The sequence below is a fragment of the Providencia sp. PROV189 genome, assembly GCF_028480065.1.
GTDB classification, from domain to species: Bacteria; Pseudomonadota; Gammaproteobacteria; order Enterobacterales; family Enterobacteriaceae; genus Providencia; species Providencia stuartii.
The window spans coordinates 56,885-77,224 of the sequence record NZ_JAMPOG010000003.1 but is presented as its reverse complement, the minus strand read 5'-3'; the positions used below and the strand labels follow the sequence as shown (position 1 = coordinate 77,224).

Sequence of the window (20,340 nt, the reverse complement as noted above, 5' to 3'; positions counted from 1 at the left end):
AGCAGCCGATTGCTCCGTAATCATCGATGCGGCAGCCACGGCCACCAGGCCCTGCTGCGAATGCGAAAAAGTAAGCCATGCAAGCATTCCTCAAATCGGTAGCATAAAATGTTTGCTACACGTAAAAATATAATTTATCTATCCGGCCTATTATCCGGCCCCATAAAATTAAACGAACTTAAAAAGCAAAAAAAAACCGATACCGGAAATTGAGGTATCAGTCATTTTTTTAGTTCGCGCATTTTGCACTTCAAGTTATCAAATAGCAATAGGTATTGTTAAAAAAACAGACAATATTTGATGAGAATTTTTGATAAATTTGCCGATTTTGCGCTGGTAGCTAATAACTTGTTTTCTTCTATAAATTTTTGCTATTAAAAGACATTTTTTACTCTTTTTCGCACGCCAAAAAACAAGGCCCTCTTAACTCAATAAGAGGGCCTTAATTCAGTTAGTTATCAAACTCATTAGAAGTTATAGTTAATACCTATATTGTATCGACGACCTTCTAATTCAGCACCATAGTTTGTTGAGTCAATGCGGCGATCTAGCACGTTATAGACACCACCGACAATATTTGCATTCTTGTTCAACTGGTAGCTTGCCCCTAAATCAAACAATGCATATGACGCCGTACCATTATTCATTGTCTCACCACGGCCTTGGTAATCAGACGTTTTACCGCGGAAATTCATGCGTGCCCATGTTTGCAACTCTTCAGTTGTATCCCATGTCAATGTCGTATTACCCATATGTTTTGGCTGCTTGTTTAGCGGCTTACCTTTATTGACACCACTTCTTTGTTCAGTGTCGGTGTAAGTATAGTTCGCCGAAAACGCTAAATTATCCAGAATGCCCCAGTTAAACGTTAACTCAACACCACGCATTCTTGCTTTATCAACGTTTTCACGGTCACTAACAAAACGGTATGGCTTACCATTATCACCAATACCATCATCTAATGTACAGTCTCTGATATTTGCATTGCTATTATCACAGCGTCTAACTTCTGTAATTTTATCTTTGAAATCGGTATTATAGATCGTGATCCCTGCGGTAATATTGTCTTGGTTATTCCAAATTACACCAATTTCTTCTGTAACACTTTTCTCCGGTTTCAAATTCGGGTTACCGTAAATCACTGCGTTACCTGCGCGCCCACCCGTTGATTGCCCCCAGTCTGCTGAAGATTGACGTAAGTCAGGTGCTTTATAACCTGTAGACACACCACCTTTGATGGTCCATTGGTCGTCAGCATGCCAAACACCATAAAGACGAGGTGTCCAGTGAGTACCATAGTTTTCGTCTTTATCCATACGGATACCGCCGGTTAAAGCGAAATCATTGGTCATTAACCATTCATCTTCCGCAAACAGCGCCCAGCTATAACGGTCAAGTTTGTTTAGTGCAAACTTATTATCACCTGCTTCTAATTTTTCCTTACGATATTGGCCACCTAAACTTAAACTGTGGTCACCAATTAAGAAGACACTTTGATTACGTATGATGAGATCATCAAATTTCATCTTACGAGTTGGGTTCTTAGTTTCATCGTATTGAATATAAGTATCAGTGTTAGCTAGGTCATAAACCCCTGTATGAGTTAATGCAGTATGCGTCATCTCATATTTACTAAAGCTGCTACTATCACCTTCTTTATACGTATAGCCTTCACGATAGTCCCTATGCTGGCTATCTTTTTTGAAATCCAAATCAAAGGTGTTCTTTTCATCTGGTGTTAATGACAGTGTTCCACCACCACTTGCAACGATTTGACGACCGAAACCATCAACGATTTTATCTTCACCACGGTGTGAATATTGACCGCTAAGCTTCACGCCTAACAAGCCATCAATCAGTGGACCAGAAGTATAGAAACTGCCTTGTCCAGTGTTTCCTGAATTTCTACGCTCAGTAATTGTTGTATCAGCACGTAAACTTGTCGTCCACTCTTGCTGCACACGGCGAGTAATAATGTTAATTACCCACCCATAGCATCAGAACCATAGAGGGAAGACATAGGCCCACGAACAACTTCAATACGTTCTATTGCGGGTAGTGGTGGCAGCCATCCCTGTTCGATACCTGAACCGTCACTATTTGGGCGCGTACTGCGCGTATCAACACGCTTACCATCAATCAAGATCATCGTGTATTTTGCATCCATACCACGAATACTGATATCTGAACTACTACCGCCGCCGGTGACTAGAACGCCCGGAACGTCTTTCAATGCATCGGTGACATCACGGTAAGCTTTATTTTCTAGTTGCTCACGCGTTACCACAGAAATAGACGCTGGCGCATCTTCAATTTTTTGTTGGAAGCCAGATGCGGTGGTAACCATAATCGTGTCTTTACTATCATCCGCAAATACAGGGGCTGCTGTGATTGCCGCAATAACGCTTATTGCAATTTTTCTTTTATTGAAAACTACCATTCCCAACTCTCCAAGAGATAATTTTGATTTGAATTTTGATATGACATAAGCTCAATATTCGGGTCTATAACCCTATCATTACTATTATTATTTTTTTGGTTATTAGATAATAAAAATTACCCATAGAAAATTTATGGTAAATACTATTTGTATATATTGAAATTTTCTATAACTAATTATCGCTAGAAAAATATAACCTTTATTCTTTTATTCAATTAATAGTGCCAATCTAAACTTCATTGACACTATTAATTTATATCAAAACTAGCTCGCTAACTTATCCACTAAGCCATCAATTAAAACTTGTGGTACCCCTTGAGAACAGCGCTCTATTCGCCCCCTAACACCGTACACATCAGCCAAGCTATCTGGCGTAATCACGGCCTCTGGTTCACCTTGAGCAATCAGTTTGCCTTTTTTTAGCATTAAAACATGTTCAGCATGTCTTAACGCAATATTGATATCATGAACCACAACCACCGTAATAATATTGCGACGCTTTGTTTCTTTCGCCACTAAATCCATAACGTGATATTGGTAATTTAAATCTAATGCACTTAATGGCTCATCTAATAACAATAAGTTTGGTTGACGAATTAATGATTGTGCCAAACCAACCAATTGCTTTTGACCACCTGATAATTGGTCTAAATAACTTAATGCTAAATGTTCAATACCTAATTGACGCAATAAATGCATCACTTCATCTTTACTATTTTCATTACTCAGACCACCCGATGCTCTTTGAGCAACGATCACTGATTCCAAGACATAAAGATGAACACCTGCTGGTAAGCTTTGAGGTAAATAGACAACATTTTGCGCACGCTGAGCAAAGTTTTGCTGTGTTAAATCCATTCCATCTAACAGCAATTGCCCTGTAGCTTTATTTAAACCAGCCAAAGAGCGCAGCAGAGTCGATTTGCCGCTTCCATTTGGCCCTAATAACACAGTGATCTGACCTCTTGGTAAAGCTTCTGTTGTCAGCCCTTCAATCACAGGGTTTTTAGGATAACCTGCATTAAAGCGATTAATAATCAGGCCATCTGTCATGACACACTACCTCTATGACGTAAAATAATACTTAAGAAGAACGGTACACCAACGAGTGAGGTCACAATACCAACAGGAATAATGACACCCGGTATAATATTTTTAGATGCAATAGATGCCATGGATAAGACTAAGGCACCAATTAATGCGCTTGCTGGCAAATAAAAGCGGTGATCTTCACCAAACATCAAGCGCGCGATATGAGGAGCAACCAGACCGATAAAGGCGATAGGCCCCACAAATGCGACTGCCAACGCTGATAAGATACTGATACGCAACAATGTGGTTAAACGTAACCGACGGACATCAATACCAAAACTAATCGCTCGGTCTTCGCCCAACCTCAGTGCAGTCAGTTTCCATGAACTCATCATCGCCAATGGGAAAATTAGAGCAAAGACGAGTGTCATCACACCGAGTTTTACCCATGTTGCTTTTGAAAGGCTCCCCATTGTCCAGAATACTAGACCTTGCAGAGTGTCCTCTGTGGCAATAAATTGCATCATTGAAACTAAAGCATTAAAGGTAAATACCAATGCGATACCAAACAATACGACACCCGATGTTGCAACGCGCGTCCAACGGGTCACCGCATCTAACATCAGTGCAGCCAATAGTGCAAAAATAAAGGCATTCGCTGAAATTACCCACTGATCAGGCACACCAGGAATAGCAATACCGGAAACAATCGCTAATGCCGCACCGAAAGCAGCGGCATTGGAAACACCGAGGGTAAATGGACTTGCCAACGGGTTATTCAAGATAGTTTGCATCTCGGCCCCAGCAAGGCCAAGTGACATGCCAATCACAACGGCCATAAGGGCATAAGGCAAACGAATATCCCAAACAATCACACGAGTTCCCGCTTCTACAGATTCAGGGGATACGATGGTTTGCCATAATTTTTCTAGCGATAAGCCGGATGGGCCTAATGTGAAATCAATAACCAATGATAATAAGATTGCAGCGATGATCACGGCAATCCATGCTACCCTACGACGTAACATTTTTTGATAATGCTGCTTCACACCATTATCATTTTCTCTCACTGACGGCTTAACAGTTGATATAGACTCGGTAGTAAGACTCATTATTATTACCTACAAAATTTACTTCTCACTTACCCAATAGATGCCGGTTGGCTCAACTGCAAGAAATTGGCTATGTAATTCATTCAAGGTTTTTTGCGGGTCCAGATCAGCAAACTGCTCCGGATAGAACCATTTAGCAAATACTTGAGTCGCTAATACGTTGTAGGGAGAATTGTAATAGTTATGCCAAATTGCATAGTCTTTGCCATCTTTCACCGCTGACAAAGAGCTAATTCCTTTGCGTTCAGTAATTTTTTTCAAGCTACTTTTTGCATCTTCAACAGTGCCTTGTGCCCCTAATTGCACTCCGACATCTTTACTGCCGGGAGCTTTAGCACCTGTTGCGATATAAATTTGTGGGTCAACAGCGATAACCTTTTCTAGGTTCATATTACCCAAGGCACCGGGTAGCACATCTTTGGCGATATTTTTCCCACCCGCTAGGTCGATAAAATTCCCCATGTTCCCGTTGCCTGCGGTTCCACAACAATCTTCAAATGCACCAGCACGTAAATCAATAAACACGGTAGGCTTTTTATCTTCAGGGATTTTACTGGTGATATCAGTCACTAATTTTTGATTTTTTTCGTAAAAATCAGCATATTTTTCTGCAGTCTGTTCGCGATTTAATGCTTTCCCAAGCATACGGATACTCGGTAGCGTGTTTTGCAGTGGATTGTCTCTAAAATCAACAAACACAACAGGCACACCCGCCTTTTCTAACTGCCCTACTAACTCACTATTTTTACCGGGACCATGACCAGAGAGGCCAAAAATCGCAATGTCTGGATTCAGTGTTAATACTTTTTCGGCACTGACACTATCAGCGCTGGTATTACCAATTAATGGAATATTATCAATTTGAGGGAACTTAGCTTTATAAGCCGCGTAAGTTTGTGGATCAAGTTTACGTAAGTCGCCTTGCCAGCCAACAATTCTATCAAGCGGTTTATCGCCTTCAAGTAAAGCAATTGCACTCAACAAACGGCCTTCACCAAGTAAGATACGATTAACATTATCAGGTACTTCAACCGTTCTACCAGCAACATCAGTGACTGTTGCAGCCAATGAGCTAATACTGATACTCATCACAGAGCCTGCAAATAATGCTAAACCTATCCCTTTTGCTAACGACTTTGCCATCAACTTCACATCAAACCTCTTATCCCCTTTATTTTGGTGCCCATAACAATAAAGCAAATAAGAATACTTATCAATACGATTGCTGATTTAATTCCATCTATGTATTGAATTGTGATCGTGGACGAAAATTTTTGTTAATCAATTGATAAATTGGCTATTTCGTCTTTAAAAAAGAAGATAACGCCAGACTCAGCATGTAAAGCATATCATGAGGAAACGACCCGATTATTCGGTTTTTCCCATTATAAAAAATGCCAATCAACGTTCGAACTGACCCCAGTTCATTGTTGATTGGCATTTTTATTTATAACTTACTGTTATTGAATATGTGTAAATAATTTAAGCAATTATTTATTCAGATTTTCACGGTAGCTTGGGAATTCCATGTCTTTATAACGAATAATTGACGTTTTTTTGGCTATTTTATAGCCAAACCAAATTGCTAAAAATAATGGAATACCAATATAAGTGGCTGTAACCCCTACCCAATCAATTTTATCTTCTAAAAACGCTTGATAGTTTTGCCCTAATGTAATCACTAAACAGAGAACAAAAGCAAAGATAGGACCAATTGGGAAGAAGCCCGAACGATAAGGTAAGTCATTAATATCCTTACCTTGCGCAATATAACCTTTACGGAAACGATAATGGCTAATTGCAATCCCCAACCAAGCAATAAACCCTGTCATACCTGAAGTATTCAGTAGCCATAAGTAGACAGTTTGGTTACCAAACATTGAACTTAGGAAGCACAGAGCAGCAATTACCGTAGTGGCAAATAGCGCATAACGCGGTACCCCACCTTTTGAGAGGCGAGCAAAAATGCGTGGTGCTTTACCTTCACGGGCTAAGGTATACAGCATACGTGTTGAGGCGTACATCCCTGAGTTACCTGCCGATAGTACCGCCGTTAAAATAACCGCATTCATTACTGCTGCTGCCGATAGCAACCCAGCATTTTCAAATACTAAGGTAAATGGGCTAACACTAATATCTTTAACATCATTGCGCAGTAGATTAGGATCTGTATATGGAATAATCAAACTAATGATCAAGATTGCAAAGATATAGAACAAAAGGATACGCCAAAATACTTTACGTACTGCTTTAGGGATATTCTTCGCAGGGTCTTGAGATTCACCCGCGGCGATACCAATCAGTTCGGTTCCTTGGAAAGAGAAGCCGACAATCATCGCCACACCAATCATGGCAGAGAAACCACCAGCAAATGGTGCATCCCCGATGGTCCAGTTATGCCATCCCGCATTTTCAGCACCACTCATGATACCAAAAATCATCAATACGCCGACAACGATGAAAATAACAACGGTTGTCACTTTAATGAGTGAGAACCAATATTCTGCCTCACCAAACCCTTTAACAGAAATATAGTTCAGTAAGAAAATGACGGCTAAAAATATTGCGCTCCAAATCCAACCCGGCGTATCAGGGAACCAGTAAGTCATGACCAGTTGCGCGGCAACCAAGTCGACAGCAATAGTTACAGCCCAGTTATACCAATAGTTCCAGCCTAATGCGAAACCAAAACCTTCATCAACATATTTAGCGCCATAGGTCGCGAAAGAACCTGACACTGGCATATAAGCCGCAAGTTCACCTAAGCTGGTCATCAAAAAATAGACCATTAAGCCGATAATTGCATAAGAAAGAAGCGCCCCGCCGGGACCTGCTTGTGCAACGGTTGCACCGGATGCAACAAAGAGGCCGGTGCCAATGGAGCCGCCAATGGCAATCATTGCAAGATGGCGAGCTTTCAACTCACGACGTAATTTGCTTTGTCCGCTACCTTGTACCGTAGTGGTTTGTTGTTCTGACATCTGTTCCCTGTTTTTCTTTATTTAATCAATATTGAAGGAATTCTAGCAAAACATCCTGTCAGAACTAAGTAACTCTTGGCAGTTATAAGATACCTTCATAATCCCAACGGAATTATTAGTAAAACACTTATATCCTATGCATCATAGTTCAAATAACAACCTTGTTGACCATTTGGGTTTATACGATCCATAAACTTTGTTAAATCACCGACACATTACTTGCAATAATCTAATAAGTTTTTAATTGCATTAGATAAATGTTTTTGGCGGTGATAAATCAAATACAGTGTTCGCTGTAACTGTAGCCCTTCAACCTCTAGCTCTACTAACGACCCGTTCGTCAATTGCTCCTCAATAACGCGTCTTGATAAGCAACTGATCCCCATACCAAAGCGAACTGCATGCTTAATGGCCTCCGAATTACCAAGCTCCATAAAAATATGAAAACCCGGTAAATGAGCAAATAACAGCTGATCGAGCACATCTCGTGTACCTGAGCCTCTTTCACGCAGCACCCAAGGCGCATCACGTAACTCTTTTAAGGTGAGTGTTCTTCCCGCCAATGGATTACTAGGAGCCGCAAATATCACCAATTCATCTTTTAGCCATGGTTCGGTAATTAACTCGGGGCTATGGCACACGCCTTCAATAAGACCCACATCAGCGCGAAATTCCATCACCGCTTTAATAACTTCCTCTGTATTACTGATATTTAACTCTAATGGGATCGTCGGGTGGTCACGACGATACTCCGCCAGCAGTGATGGCAGCATGTAATTACCAATTGTGGTACTGGCAGCGAGACGCACCGCCCCCATCTCTTTTTTGAATAATTGTTCTACTTCCAACGCTTGTTCAAGCAACGCCAATGCCTTTGGATAGAGCAGCCGACCATGCTCATTAGTCACAAGCCGTTTGCCTACTCGGTCAAACAGTTGTACTCCAAGTTGCCCTTCAAGGTCGGTCAACGACGCACTTACAGCAGATTGCGATAAAGCGAGTAATTGGGATGCTTGCGTCGTGGAGCCACTTTTTAGTACTTCCGTAAATACCTCGAGTTGCCTAAGTGTTATTCGCATACAGGTAGCCCCAACATTGTTCACTAGAGTTTGTAATAATATTGTTAATATTAACGATTTATTACCAACTTACCAGAAGAAACTTATAACCAGAAATTCAGATAGATTATATATAAACAATCAATTTAAATTATTATAGTTTTTGTTATATGCTTATTCCAAAATTATCTATACCCTGAATAAACTGCTTTTATGAAGGGTATTAGTCGTAACTAAAGGTAAGGTTATGGATAAAAGCAATACAAAAACGTTAGTACAGAGCGCACAGCACCCAGCTCTAAAACTAATTTCAGGTATTATTTTAGCGGGAGTTTTAACCGCAATTTCGATATATCTTGGAGAGCAGCAATGGTTTATTGATGTCGGTTTAGGCGCCCTGACATTGGCAATTTTATTAGGCATCATCGTCGGGAATACAATCTCCCCTGCTATTAGTCATCGTTGTGATGAGGGGATCAAATTTGCCAAACACTATTTTTTACGTGCGGGGATCATACTTTATGGCTTTCGCCTAACATTCCAACAAATTACTGATGTTGGTGCCACAGGGTTGCTCATTGATGCACTTACCCTCGCATCCACTTTCTTGTTGGCCTTTTGGTTAGGTAAAAAGGTGTTTGGACTCGATGATGAAACCACTTTTTTAATCGGTGCAGGTAGCAGTATTTGCGGAGCCGCAGCGGTTATGGCGACAGAGCCTGTTGTCAAAGCCTCTGCCAGTAAAGTTGCCGTCGCCGTTTCAACGGTGGTGATTTTTGGTACTATCGCCATTTTTGTGTATCCATGGCTTTATCAACTTAATGCACATTTTGGTTGGTTCACACAGACCCAAGACACCTTTGGTATTTATATTGGCTCAACAGTGCATGAAGTCGCTCAAGTCGTCGCTATCGGTCACACTATCGGCCCTGACGCAGAGAATGCTTCCGTGATCACCAAAATGATCCGAGTGATGATGCTTGCACCCTTCTTAATTATTTTATCTGCTTATTTGAGCCGCCGCTCTGCGGTCGCTAAAGGACAAACAGCCCAAAAAAGCAAAATCACGATCCCTTGGTTTGCCGTTATCTTTATTCTGGTCGCTGCGTTCAACTCGTTCAATTTGATACCGACAGAAATAGTAAAACACATTATCACGTTAGATACCGTATTGTTGGCGATGGCCATGGTTGCCCTCGGTTTAACAACTCATGTTAGTGCAATACGTCAGGCGGGGATCAAACCATTATTGATGGCGCTTATCTTATTTGTATGGCTAATCATTGGTGGTTTCGCCATCAATGCCATTATCCAGACTATCCTATAAACTCTTTGTTCATTTTTTAATTTGGTCGCATTTAATGCGACCTTTTTGTTGATTTCATTTATTCGCCTATTAATGGCATACTTCTTCATAAAAGAAGGAGTCAAGAATGAAATATGTTGGAGCACACGTCAGCGCTTCTGGAGGCGTTGATCAAGCTGTTATTCGCGCTCATGAAATTAACGCTACGGCATTCGCGCTGTTTACCAAAAATCAGCGCCAGTGGAAAGCCCCACCTCTTAGCGAGGAGGTGATTGAAAAATTTAAGGCTAACTGTGCAAAATACGGTTATGGTAAGCACCAAATTTTACCGCATGACAGTTACTTAATTAATTTAGGTCATCCAGAGCAAGAAGCGTTAGAAAAATCACGCATCGCATTTATTGACGAAATGCAACGCTGTGAGCAGCTTGGTATTGACCTACTCAATTTTCACCCTGGCAGCCACCTGAAAAAAATCGATATAGATGATTGCTTAGCTCGTATTGCCGAATCTATCAATATCGCCCTAAATGAAACTCAAGGCGTCATTGCCGTCATCGAAAATACGGCGGGGCAAGGTTCAAACTTAGGCTATCGTTTTGAACATTTAGCAAAAATCATTGAAGATGTGGATGATAAAAGCCGAGTAGGTGTTTGTATTGATACTTGCCACGCCTTTGCAGCAGGCTATGATTTGCGAACAGAGGAGGCTTGTGAAGAGACTTTCAAACAGTTTTCTGACATTGTTGGTTTTGAGTACCTCAAAGGTATGCACTTAAATGATGCCAAAAGTGAGTTTGCCAGCCGAGTCGACCGTCACCATAGCTTAGGGGAAGGTAATATAGGCTACACACCTTTTAGTTACATAATGAAAGACCCTCGTTTCGATGGCATCCCTCTGATCCTTGAAACCATTAATCCAGATATTTGGCCTCAAGAAATTGCTTGGCTAAAATCACAGCAAAAATAACCAGTCACTATCTATAAAGCATAAAGGCGGCAAGTTAACCTCCGCCGCCTTTATCGTTTTACAGTGATTCCATCTCAATTTTTGCCATCATATCGGCAAGCTTATTACGATTTTTTAAGCCAACATCAGGCTGTGATACGGATAACGCTGAAATAGCCGTGGCCATACGCAATGTGTGTGCGCTAGATTCACCATTCAGTAAGCCATAAGCGAGGCCTGCAACCATTGAATCACCAGCCCCCACCGTGCTGATCACTTCACAACGAGGCGGTTTAGCTAACCAAGAGCCTGAAGCATTCACCCATAATGCCCCTTCTTCACCAAGCGAGATAACCACATGAGAAATGCCTTTATCGCGTAATTCATGTGCTGCCGCAATGACATCTTTCAATTCAGGTAACTTGCGACCCACCCACATTTCTAATTCATGGCGATTGGGTTTCACTAACCAAGGCGAGGCTTTTAACCCTGCTTTTAATGCTTCACGGCTACTGTCGAAAATGATACATGGACATAATTGACGCAAGCGGCTCATCCAACGAGTGAATTCTTCGGGATCAATCCCATTTGGTAGGCTACCACTCACCACCACCATATCAAAATGGCCTAACCAATTGAGTGACTCCGTTGAGAAACGGTTCCAATCTTCTTTACTGACTTCAAAGCCAGAAAAGTTGAAATCTGTCGATTCACCATTATCTTCTGTCAGCTTTACGTTGATCCTTGTGCGTCCTGACACCATGTAAAAGCGGTTTGCCATACCATTATCACTAAAGAAGTGTTGGAATTCTTCTTGGTTATCTTTCCCCATGAAGCCGCTAACTGTGATATCAATACCAAGATCTCGTAGAACTTTCGCGACATTAACGCCTTTGCCTCCTGCATTGAGGCTAGCCGTCTTCACTAAGTTGACTTCACCGACTTCGATTGATGGACATAGCCCAACAAGATCATAGGCAGGATTTAATGTAATTGTAGCAACCCGGCGAGTCATAACCTCGAATCTCCCTTATCATTATCGTCATGTGTATGCAGCCATAGTTATACCATTAAAACACAATGGCTTCAGTGATATTTGTAGTTTTTCCTGATTGTTTTTCTGCTATAAACTGGCAGAATCGCACCGAATAGAATAAAAAAAGAAAGGAGAAGTTGATGTCTACTGTTGATGGCGTTGTCGTTGGTGTTGGCGTAATTATCACGAATTCACAAGGCCAAATTTTAATGGGCAAACGCAGCAGCAAGCACGCACCATACTGGTCAATATTTGGGGGGCATGTCGATGCTGGGGAATCATTCGAAACCTGTGCTATTCGTGAAATAAAAGAAGAAATTGGTATTGATATTACCGCCCCAACGGTTTTTGGTATTAGTAACAATATAAACACCTATCACCAAGAAGGTAAACATACTGTCTCTATCTGTATGCATGTTGAATATAATGGCGATATCGAGCCGCAAATCATGGAAAAAGATAAGTGCGAAAGCTTGATGTGGGTATCCCCGAATGAACTCCCAGAACCCCATTTTGAGGCTAGCCGTAATGCCATTGACCTCTGGCTAAACCAACAATTTTATCATCACCCCGCTTAATCGCTTTACTCAGGTACAAATAGCTCAAGGCTATTTGTACAATAATCACCCAACCTATTATTACTACTCTTAATTTTACCTATTTGTGCTTTAATTATTGTTTACATCAACATGCCTCAACTGTATCATTAAGCTAGTACAAAGAAACATTAATCGGGAGTTTCCATGTCTGTTGATGCAGTAAAAACAAATAAGCAGCCCTCCATCTTAGGTGGGGCGATGATCATCGCGGGTACAGCCGTTGGCGCTGGTATGTTTTCAATCCCCATGGTGACCTCCGGTGTCTGGTTTACAGGCTCTATCCTACTTTTGCTGTATACCTTTTTTTGTATGCTGCTTTCAGGATTAATGATTTTAGAAGCCAATATGAATTACCCTGCTGGCGCAAGTTTTCATACCATGGTTAAAGATTTACTTGGGCCTGTATGGAACTCAATTAATGGGCTATCCATTACTTTTGTCCTTTATATTTTAACGTATGCTTATATTTCCGCGGGTAGCTCGATTATCTCGGAAAATTTATCTTCCTATATAAAAATGGACGTTCCACAAGCCGTTTCTGGATTGTTCTTCGCACTTCTGGTTGCCTTTGTTGTTTGGTTATCTACGCGTGCCGTCGACCGTTTAAGTACCATTTTAATTGGTGGTATGGTTATCACCTTTATTATGTCAGTTGGCGGTATGGTCACCACAGCCTCACCTTCGATTCTGTTTAACCAAGTCGATCAAGGCAATACACATTATTTACCTTATGCCCTCGCTGCACTGCCCTATTTGCTGACATCGTTCGGCTATCACGGTAACGTTCCTGGGCTTGTAAAATACTATAATAAAGATAGCCGTTCTGTGGTTCGTAGCCTTGTCTATGGTGCGATTATCACCGTTGCCATTTATATCTTGTGGCAGTATGCGGTCCAAGGGAATATTCCACGCTCTGCCTTTATCCAAATCCGTGAGGACGGCAATAATATTGGTGCACTGCTTAAGCAAATGAATTTGTCTACCAACAGCGATTTTATTTCGAAGTTTTTGAATTTGTTCTCGTATATGGCACTGGCAAGTTCATTCTTAGGTGTATCTTTGGGGCTGTTTGACTTTATTGCTGACTTCTTTAAATTCAACGATAGCAAACAAGGCCGTTTAAAATCTGCCTTAATCACTTTCCTGCCACCGGCTGTATTTGCCCTAGCTTTTCCTAATGGCTTTATTTATGCCATTGGCTTTGCAGGCCTCGCTGCCACTATTTGGGCAGTGATTGTGCCCGCGCTGATGGCAAGGGCAAGTCGTAAGCGTTTCCCGAATAACAGTTATAGGGCGCCTGGCGGCATTGGTATCATCCTATTTGTTATCTTGTTTGGTGTCATTAATGCCGTAGCACACATACTCTCCTTATCTGGTTTACTGCCTGTTTACTGATGATACCCTCCCCAACATCACCGTTGGGGAGATTTTTTTTATTGAAAAGTACGTTTCCTATCTTGCCTAATCGCCTATCTGCGAGTAATTTTGTCGCACTCTTTTCTGACGATAATAAAGAAGGTTATTTATGGCAAAAGCCAATGAGATCAAACGCGGGTTTGCGGTGAGTTACAACGGCAAGCTGCTCTTGGTTAAAGATATCGATATTCAGGCACCAAGCGCTCGTGGCGCCAGTACTTTATATAAAATGCGCTTTACTGATATTAAGACTGGCCAAAAAGTCGAAGAACGCTTTAAAGGTGATGATATTTTAGAAACCATCTCTTTAACTCGTCGCGCTGTTAGCTTCTCTTATATCGACGGTGATGAATATGTTTTCATGGATAATGAAGACTATACGCCTTATCTCTTTAAACGTGCAGACATTGAAGAGGAGCTGTTATTTATCCCTGAAGAGGGATTGCCTGGCATGCAGGTGCTCACGATGGATGGGCAAGTATTGGCGCTCGAACTTCCACAAACCGTTGATATGGTTATTGTAGAAACAACACCTGCAATTAAAGGTGCTTCAGCCAGTGCGCGAACAAAACCTGCAACAATGGCAACAGACCTAACGGTTCAAGTCCCTGAATACCTCACGAGTGGTGAAAAAATTCGTATTCATATTCCTGAACGCCGCTATATGGGCCGCTGCGATTAATTAGATATATCACCTATGGGCATTAGCCCATAGGGCTTTCTTTTTCTTAAACAAATTAAACTAACTTCCTACCTAATAAACCGCTTAAGTTTTTTTATTCAGTTATATGTCAGTGTATACACACCCAACGTCTGTTCTTTATTTATCCATTTAAAGCTTTGAGTGCCTTGACTATTAGGCAATTCATGGATGCCTACTCTCAATTTTTTTAAAGACGTTTTTGTTATTTCTGGTTTACCTTTATTGCTAGACCAACATGTGGTTTCAATATGCCCATCAATTGCACCAATTTGACATGGAGGCATAACAATTGCACCGATAAAGGTAATCGTTCCACCGCCAACATAGTTTTTTTCTTTTGCTTGAACACTACCAAAAGGAAAAAAGCTAAAAATGGTTATTGCTAATAGCGCTGTCAAAGAAATTTTATTTGCTGTAAGTTTCATAAAAGTCATCCGCTTAAAATTAGGTTATCGTCATCTGCGATGAATTATTTATATCTGTAATAATTTTTTACTTTTTATTACTGAATAACCGAATCTTAATTTGAATGAATGAAACAATATTTAACTTACAGTCGTAGTTTTTTATTTTTCTCAAACTCTAAGAAATAACACATAATTAGTTAAGTTGATCACAAATTTGAGACGATCACACATATTGCAACTCCCATTAGGTTTAATCTATTAAAATTAGTACGGATATTTTTAGAAATAGAAGCCTTAACAATAATCGTTATGATCACTAATAGACTTATAACCTAATTCACTATGAAAACATTACTTTCAAAAACCATCGAATTGACGCCATCCCTCTTGATTGCAAGTGGTCGGCAACGTGCATGCTATCAGCATCCCGAGCGTGATGATTTATGTGTCAAAGTTCATCATTCAAATAGAGATGATCGAGAAACAATACGTGAAATTAAGTATTACAAACGAATTTACCGAAATAAATCATCATCAGATGCGATTGCCCATTATTATGGCATTCAAAAAACCACGTTAGGTACAGGCTACGTATTTCAGTTAATAAAAGATAAAGCGGGAAATGTATCCAATACGCTGGATTATTATTTAAAAAATAAAAATGCTTTTTTAAAACATCAAAAAAATATGAGAATTGCCTATGATATTTTTAAAAAGACTGTTTTTAAAGATGCAATAGTGACAATGGCATTAAAGCCTTACAATATTGTTTATCAATTAGGCTATAAACCCCACGGCCAATTTTTTATCATTGATAATCTAGGTTGTGCGACCTTAATTCCCGTCGACTACTTTTCATCTACAATCGCTCGAGCCACACTCACTCGTCGATTTACCGATTTTGAACAGCGAATGCTAAGAGAATATCACGTCAAACTGGCTAATATGCAAATAAACTAGTGGCAAAACGATATTGCGTTGCTTTGATCTTGCGGCGCAATATCGTATGCTTCACCATCGTATTAGATTATTCAATTTAGAAAAATTTAAACTTCTTTACAATTCAAAAAAGCCTGTAGACGCTGTTATACTATTAAGCAAATGTTGTTTCACTCAAAGCGTGATCTAGATCGTTATTTTTACTCGATTATTTGAGTACCTAACGATAACACACACACTTTTTTAACTCTAAATGTACAAAAGATGATACACATCCATGCTTAATATAATGTTTTGTAAATTATTACCTTATTAACTCGCCATTTTGCTTTCGTTTATGTATGCTCTCTATGTTTGGCGAAATAAGTATGCAACTGCCAAACTCTAACGGTGAGTGTTTAACAGTTTGTTGTTATGTTGACATAACAAATGTGTCGCCAACGCAGCAAATCGTCGTTTTGCTCATATACAAGTTTTAGTTGTTCTGTATTAAACGCTTTCTGTGAAAAGCCAGTGTCGCATTTTGTAAAATGCGCTTTTCACAGGGATAAGTTTACGTTTGTTGTGTGGAAAAAAACACAATAAGAAATGGCAAGGGATATTAACAATAATGGCAACATCTGAAAAATTTAAGCGCAACATTTTGCGCATCATACCAGCAATAGCAATTGCCGCGACACTGTCAGCTTGTACTGCCCCTGATTCTTCAAGAAATGCTCAACGTACCACTCATTCTGAACCACGTATGTTAAATGGTTCTTCCGATTCGTTAGCAATGGCTTCTCAAGATGAGTTCGAACAACTCGTTCAAAGCGTCGATACCAAATCGAAGATCATGAATCAATATGCAAATTGGAAAGGTGTGAGATATCGTCTTGGCGGTACAACAAAAAGTGGTATTGATTGTTCAAGCTTTGTGCAACGTACCTTTATTGAACAATTTGGTGTTGCCTTACCACGTACGACCTCAGAGCAAGAGTCTTCCGGTAAGAGTGTTAACCGTAACAATTTAAAAGCAGGTGACTTGGTTCTCTTTAAAACCGGTCGCCGCATGAAGCATGTTGGTATCTATATTGGTGACAATAAGTTTGTTCACGCCTCTACCAGCAGTGGTGTTATCGTATCAGAAATGACCAATGAGTATTGGAGCAAACGGTACTACGCTGGTCGCCGCATCATTAATGGTTCATAACCGATAATACCTTTTTAAATTCCTTGCCAATAAAAAAGCTTCCAAGTTAAAAACTGGAAGCTTTTTTATTGCGTTCAATAGCGATGTTAGGATGAATAAAAACCTGACTCAAGCTCCGCGATAGCAACACCAGCCGCCTTTAAGCGGCACATGGCGGCAAGTTCATCACTAGCATGAATAAAGAGGCAAATTTCTTTTTGCCATTCTAAAATCGCACTTTCAATTTGCAATTCAGACAATGATTCTGACAACTGCTTCATTGCAATGCAATCTGTAGCACAGTCATGGCTGAGTAATTTCAGCCCCACAAGTTTATCGCTATCGAAGTCATCTGTAGGTACGACTTCAACGTCCGTGCCTATTTTCCCAGATAACCAGCGGTAACTTTGCGGCAGCCTGTGCACAACCGAAAGACCTGATTTTTCCACAACAAATTCCTATTGCTACCTAAACCATCATAGTGTTCGTTGAACGAAGGCTATTTACTTAATCAACGCTTCGCTGAGGCTGCCTTTATGGCGAGATACCTACGAGCCTTAAGCTTTGACTCTCCCTCCTCTAAATAAATGTTTAGAGGTCAGTAAACGATATCAAACTTCGTTCAAACCGAATTCGCGACAAAGCCCAAAAGTAACGGGTTTGTTAAATATACATACCTAAATATAACATTAAATATTACTCGTGTCGTTAAATTTTTGTGACATAAATCCTTGCATGCACATTTTTTTACTATGAATGTTAAATTTTAAATTTTTTTTGATCTTAAAACTCAACACAGAGACTAACTATTAGTCATTTTTTTTACATTATTAAACGGGCATTAATAATAAGCTGAGTAATTTTGAAGAAAACTCACTAACTCCACCAACTTATGACTTAACTGCAATTACCTGAGTTTAATACACAAATTTAACAAATCGCTATCAAATGATTATTGATTTAGATCATTTTTATTCATACTTTCCAATTTTACTGGCAAAAAATTCGGTTTTACCGAGTAATTAATTTTTGCTTAACACTATATAAAAAGAGATGGTCACGAAATGAAATAAGTACGAAGGAAACCACTGTTTCATCCATGAAACAGCCAGTCTTATTGGATTAATTTATTTTTTGGCGCGTTTCGCCAATAAAACAAATAGCATTGAGCAAGCCACGCACGCAACCATAGAGCCAACCATCGGCCATGCTGACTTAGCGGGGATCATTGATAGTAAAGTTCCTATCAAAGCCCCAATGGAAAAACGGATTGTTCCCGCTAATGAGGAAACCGTACCTGCAATATGTGGATAATTATCTAAAATTACCGCCATTGCATTTGAGGTTATCATTGCAATCCCACTGACATAAATCGCCACACCAAGCACCAGAGCCCAGAAGCCAACATCCATTGCCGTGGTCGCCAGTAACCAAATTCCCATGGTGAATTGGACAATGATCCCTAGGTAGAGCATGCGCTCTGCCCCAAAGCGCCTAACATAACGACCATTAAATGTGGTCATAATGAATAAGAAAATAATATTAATACCAAAAAAGTAACCAAAATTTTCTGGCGCCACGCCATTCAGTTCAATATAAACAAACGGGCTCGCATTCAAAAATGAAAACATTCCCGCAAATGAAAATGAACTCGCTAAAATATAAAACAGCACTTGTTTGGCACGAAAAAGGGTTGCAAACTGCCTTAATGTATTACCTAAATGAAAGGGTTGCCGTTTCTCAACAGGTAACGTTTCACGTATAAATAAACTCACTAAAATAACCGCAATCACGGCCGCTATCGAAATACTCCAAAAAATGGCATGCCATGAGAACCATAACATCACCTTGCCACCTAAAATCGGTGCCAATAGTGGGGCTATTGTCATCACTAAAACAACAAATGACATGCTGCGTGAAAACTCATCACGCGTAAACATATCCCTCATTAATGCGTTGATCACAACACTAGCTGCCGCAGCAGCAAAACCATGTAGGAAGCGAAACAAGATGAGTGATTCGATTGACTCAGAAAGCGCACATGCTGCTGAGGCGATGGCAAATACGATGACGCCGCCTAAAATCACAGGCTTACGACCCAGACTATCGGCCATTGGACCATAAAATAGCTGCCCAATTGCAAAGCCAAAAATATAGCTATTAAGCGTCATCTGGATACGCCCTTCATCGACATTGAAGTACTCACCCATCACTAAAAAGCTAGGTAAATACATATCAATGGCTAAAGGCATAAGCATTGATAATAAGCCTAATATTAATATCAACCCTATGTAGGATGATTTTTGCTGTTGCACTCTTTAAACTCCTATCTCGCTCTCGCCTGATACGACACACCTTAAAGATATGTCGCACACCAGAAACGATTTTATTTATTTTTATTAATAATTTATCGTTAGCGCGGAACGATAACGCTGTTGATTTCGTCTTCGGTTAACTCACGATACTCGCCGGGAGCAAGATCATCATCGAGCCAAATATCACCAATACGCTCGCGGTGTAGCCCACAAACATGATTTCCTACTGCTGCAAACATTCTTTTTACTTGGTGATAGCGCCCTTCGCTGATGGTCAATAGCACTTCTTTTGGAGAGATGACCTCCAACTGAGCTGGCTTGGTTGGATATTTTTCGCCATTTAGCATGACGCCTTCGGCAAAGCGTTTTGCAACATCGTCAGCAATGTCGTTTTCTAACTCAACTCGATACGTTTTTTCACAGTGGTGCTTGGGAGAGGTTATGCGATGTGACCACTGACCATCATCGGTTAGCAATACTAACCCTGTGGTATCAATATCAAGGCGCCCTGCTGAGTGCAATTTGTCTGCCAGCGGCTCATCAATAAAATAGAGAATGGTGGGATGAGCAGGATCGTCTGTTGAGCAAACATAGCCTTGAGGCTTATGCAACATAAAATAACGCGGGCCTGTAACATGAACTAAAACACTGCCTTCATAAGCGACAACTTGTTCAGGGCTGACTTGTACCGCACCTGATTTGACAATTTCATCATCTACAGTGACTTTTCCGGCACGCAGCTCTCGCGCCACTAGGCTCCGGCTAATCCCTAATTGCTGGGACAAAAACTTATCCAGTCGCATAAACACTCTTAATTTGATGGAATAGTAACTTAGTGCCTAAAGACAACTAAGTTGTTAGAAATAAAATTGAAAG

17 protein-coding genes and 1 pseudogene are annotated in these 20,340 nt (G+C 40.4%); 7 read left to right on the top strand and 11 right to left on the bottom strand.

Annotated elements, in window-relative coordinates; translation table 11 throughout:
• Positions 1–467: 467 nt before the first annotated feature.
• The 6 genes and pseudogenes from PR833_RS01690 to yieE form a co-directional block, all read right to left on the bottom strand.
• Positions 468–2,440, bottom strand: a pseudogene (locus PR833_RS01690) (ligand-gated channel protein).
• Between the two features lie 264 nt (positions 2,441–2,704).
• On the bottom strand, positions 2,705–3,493 hold the full coding sequence (locus PR833_RS01685) for an ABC transporter ATP-binding protein (RefSeq protein WP_004920863.1): 789 nt from the start codon (positions 3,491–3,493) through the stop codon (positions 2,705–2,707).
• The gene (locus PR833_RS01680) at positions 3,490–4,584 is read right to left on the bottom strand and encodes a FecCD family ABC transporter permease (protein ID WP_014656188.1); all 1,095 of its coding nucleotides are present in this window, start codon (positions 4,582–4,584) and stop codon (positions 3,490–3,492) included. The genes PR833_RS01685 and PR833_RS01680 overlap by 4 nt, the downstream gene beginning before the upstream one ends.
• An 18-nt stretch (positions 4,585–4,602) precedes the next feature.
• Positions 4,603–5,727, bottom strand: coding sequence for an ABC transporter substrate-binding protein (locus PR833_RS01675; RefSeq protein WP_154598944.1), 1,125 nt, complete (start codon positions 5,725–5,727; stop codon positions 4,603–4,605).
• Between the two features lie 347 nt (positions 5,728–6,074).
• A complete protein-coding gene (locus PR833_RS01670) occupies positions 6,075–7,565 on the bottom strand; it encodes an amino acid permease (RefSeq protein ID WP_004920869.1) in 1,491 nt (496 codons plus the stop codon).
• Positions 7,566–7,780: 215 nt separating this feature from the next.
• Complete coding sequence (gene yieE / locus PR833_RS01665) at positions 7,781–8,644, bottom strand: DNA-binding transcriptional regulator YeiE (RefSeq protein ID WP_040133253.1); 864 nt, start codon at positions 8,642–8,644, stop codon at positions 7,781–7,783.
• A 226-nt stretch (positions 8,645–8,870) separates the two neighbouring features.
• Between yieE and PR833_RS01660 the strand changes: the two genes are divergently transcribed.
• Together PR833_RS01660 and nfo are read left to right on the top strand one after the other, a co-directional pair.
• The gene (locus PR833_RS01660; RefSeq protein WP_272525839.1) at positions 8,871–9,950 is read left to right on the top strand and encodes a YeiH family protein; all 1,080 of its coding nucleotides are present in this window, start codon (positions 8,871–8,873) and stop codon (positions 9,948–9,950) included.
• Positions 9,951–10,056: 106 nt separating this feature from the next.
• Positions 10,057–10,899 carry a deoxyribonuclease IV gene (nfo, locus tag PR833_RS01655; RefSeq protein ID WP_004920874.1) on the top strand — a complete coding sequence of 281 codons (843 nt, stop codon included), beginning with the start codon at positions 10,057–10,059 and terminating at the stop codon, positions 10,897–10,899.
• A gap of 58 nt (positions 10,900–10,957) precedes the next feature.
• Here nfo and fruK read toward each other — a convergent pair whose 3' ends face one another.
• Positions 10,958–11,893 carry a 1-phosphofructokinase gene (gene fruK, locus PR833_RS01650; RefSeq protein ID WP_004920877.1) on the bottom strand — a complete coding sequence of 312 codons (936 nt, stop codon included), beginning with the start codon at positions 11,891–11,893 and terminating at the stop codon, positions 10,958–10,960.
• Between the two features lie 161 nt (positions 11,894–12,054).
• Between fruK and PR833_RS01645 the strand changes: the two genes are divergently transcribed.
• The 3 genes from PR833_RS01645 to yeiP all read left to right on the top strand — a co-directional run bounded on the left by PR833_RS01645 (position 12,055) and on the right by yeiP (position 14,611).
• Positions 12,055–12,492, top strand: coding sequence for a nucleotide triphosphate diphosphatase NUDT15 (locus tag PR833_RS01645; protein WP_004920878.1), 438 nt, complete (start codon positions 12,055–12,057; stop codon positions 12,490–12,492).
• Between the two features lie 165 nt (positions 12,493–12,657).
• Positions 12,658–13,908 carry a tryptophan permease gene (gene mtr / locus PR833_RS01640; RefSeq protein WP_053109893.1) on the top strand — a complete coding sequence of 417 codons (1,251 nt, stop codon included), beginning with the start codon at positions 12,658–12,660 and terminating at the stop codon, positions 13,906–13,908.
• A gap of 130 nt (positions 13,909–14,038) precedes the next feature.
• Entirely contained in the window at positions 14,039–14,611 is a 573-nt protein-coding gene (gene yeiP / locus PR833_RS01635; RefSeq protein WP_272525838.1) for an elongation factor P-like protein YeiP, read from the top strand.
• Positions 14,612–14,709: 98 nt separating this feature from the next.
• On the opposite strand, the gene PR833_RS01630 is transcribed toward yeiP, so the two are convergent.
• Entirely contained in the window at positions 14,710–15,057 is a 348-nt protein-coding gene (locus PR833_RS01630; RefSeq protein WP_036940824.1) for a hypothetical protein, read from the bottom strand.
• A 324-nt stretch (positions 15,058–15,381) separates the two neighbouring features.
• Between PR833_RS01630 and PR833_RS01625 the strand changes: the two genes are divergently transcribed.
• Positions 15,382–15,999, top strand: a complete 618-nt coding sequence (locus tag PR833_RS01625; protein WP_004920888.1) for a YrbL family protein — start codon at positions 15,382–15,384, stop codon at positions 15,997–15,999.
• Positions 16,000–16,588: 589 nt separating this feature from the next.
• The gene (mepS, locus tag PR833_RS01620) at positions 16,589–17,170 is read left to right on the top strand and encodes a bifunctional murein DD-endopeptidase/murein LD-carboxypeptidase (protein WP_004920890.1); all 582 of its coding nucleotides are present in this window, start codon (positions 16,589–16,591) and stop codon (positions 17,168–17,170) included.
• 86 nt (positions 17,171–17,256) lie between these two features.
• Here mepS and PR833_RS01615 read toward each other — a convergent pair whose 3' ends face one another.
• The 3 genes from PR833_RS01615 to rsuA all read right to left on the bottom strand — a co-directional run bounded on the left by PR833_RS01615 (position 17,257) and on the right by rsuA (position 20,267).
• Complete coding sequence (locus PR833_RS01615) at positions 17,257–17,598, bottom strand: hypothetical protein (protein ID WP_004920891.1); 342 nt, start codon at positions 17,596–17,598, stop codon at positions 17,257–17,259.
• Positions 17,599–18,276: 678 nt separating this feature from the next.
• Positions 18,277–19,464: a Bcr/CflA family multidrug efflux MFS transporter gene (locus tag PR833_RS01610; RefSeq protein ID WP_014656192.1), complete on the bottom strand. Its 1,188-nt coding sequence runs from the start codon at positions 19,462–19,464 to the stop codon at positions 18,277–18,279.
• A gap of 98 nt (positions 19,465–19,562) precedes the next feature.
• A complete protein-coding gene (gene rsuA, locus PR833_RS01605) occupies positions 19,563–20,267 on the bottom strand; it encodes a 16S rRNA pseudouridine(516) synthase RsuA (protein WP_004920895.1) in 705 nt (234 codons plus the stop codon).
• Between the last annotated feature and the right edge of the window lie 73 nt (positions 20,268–20,340).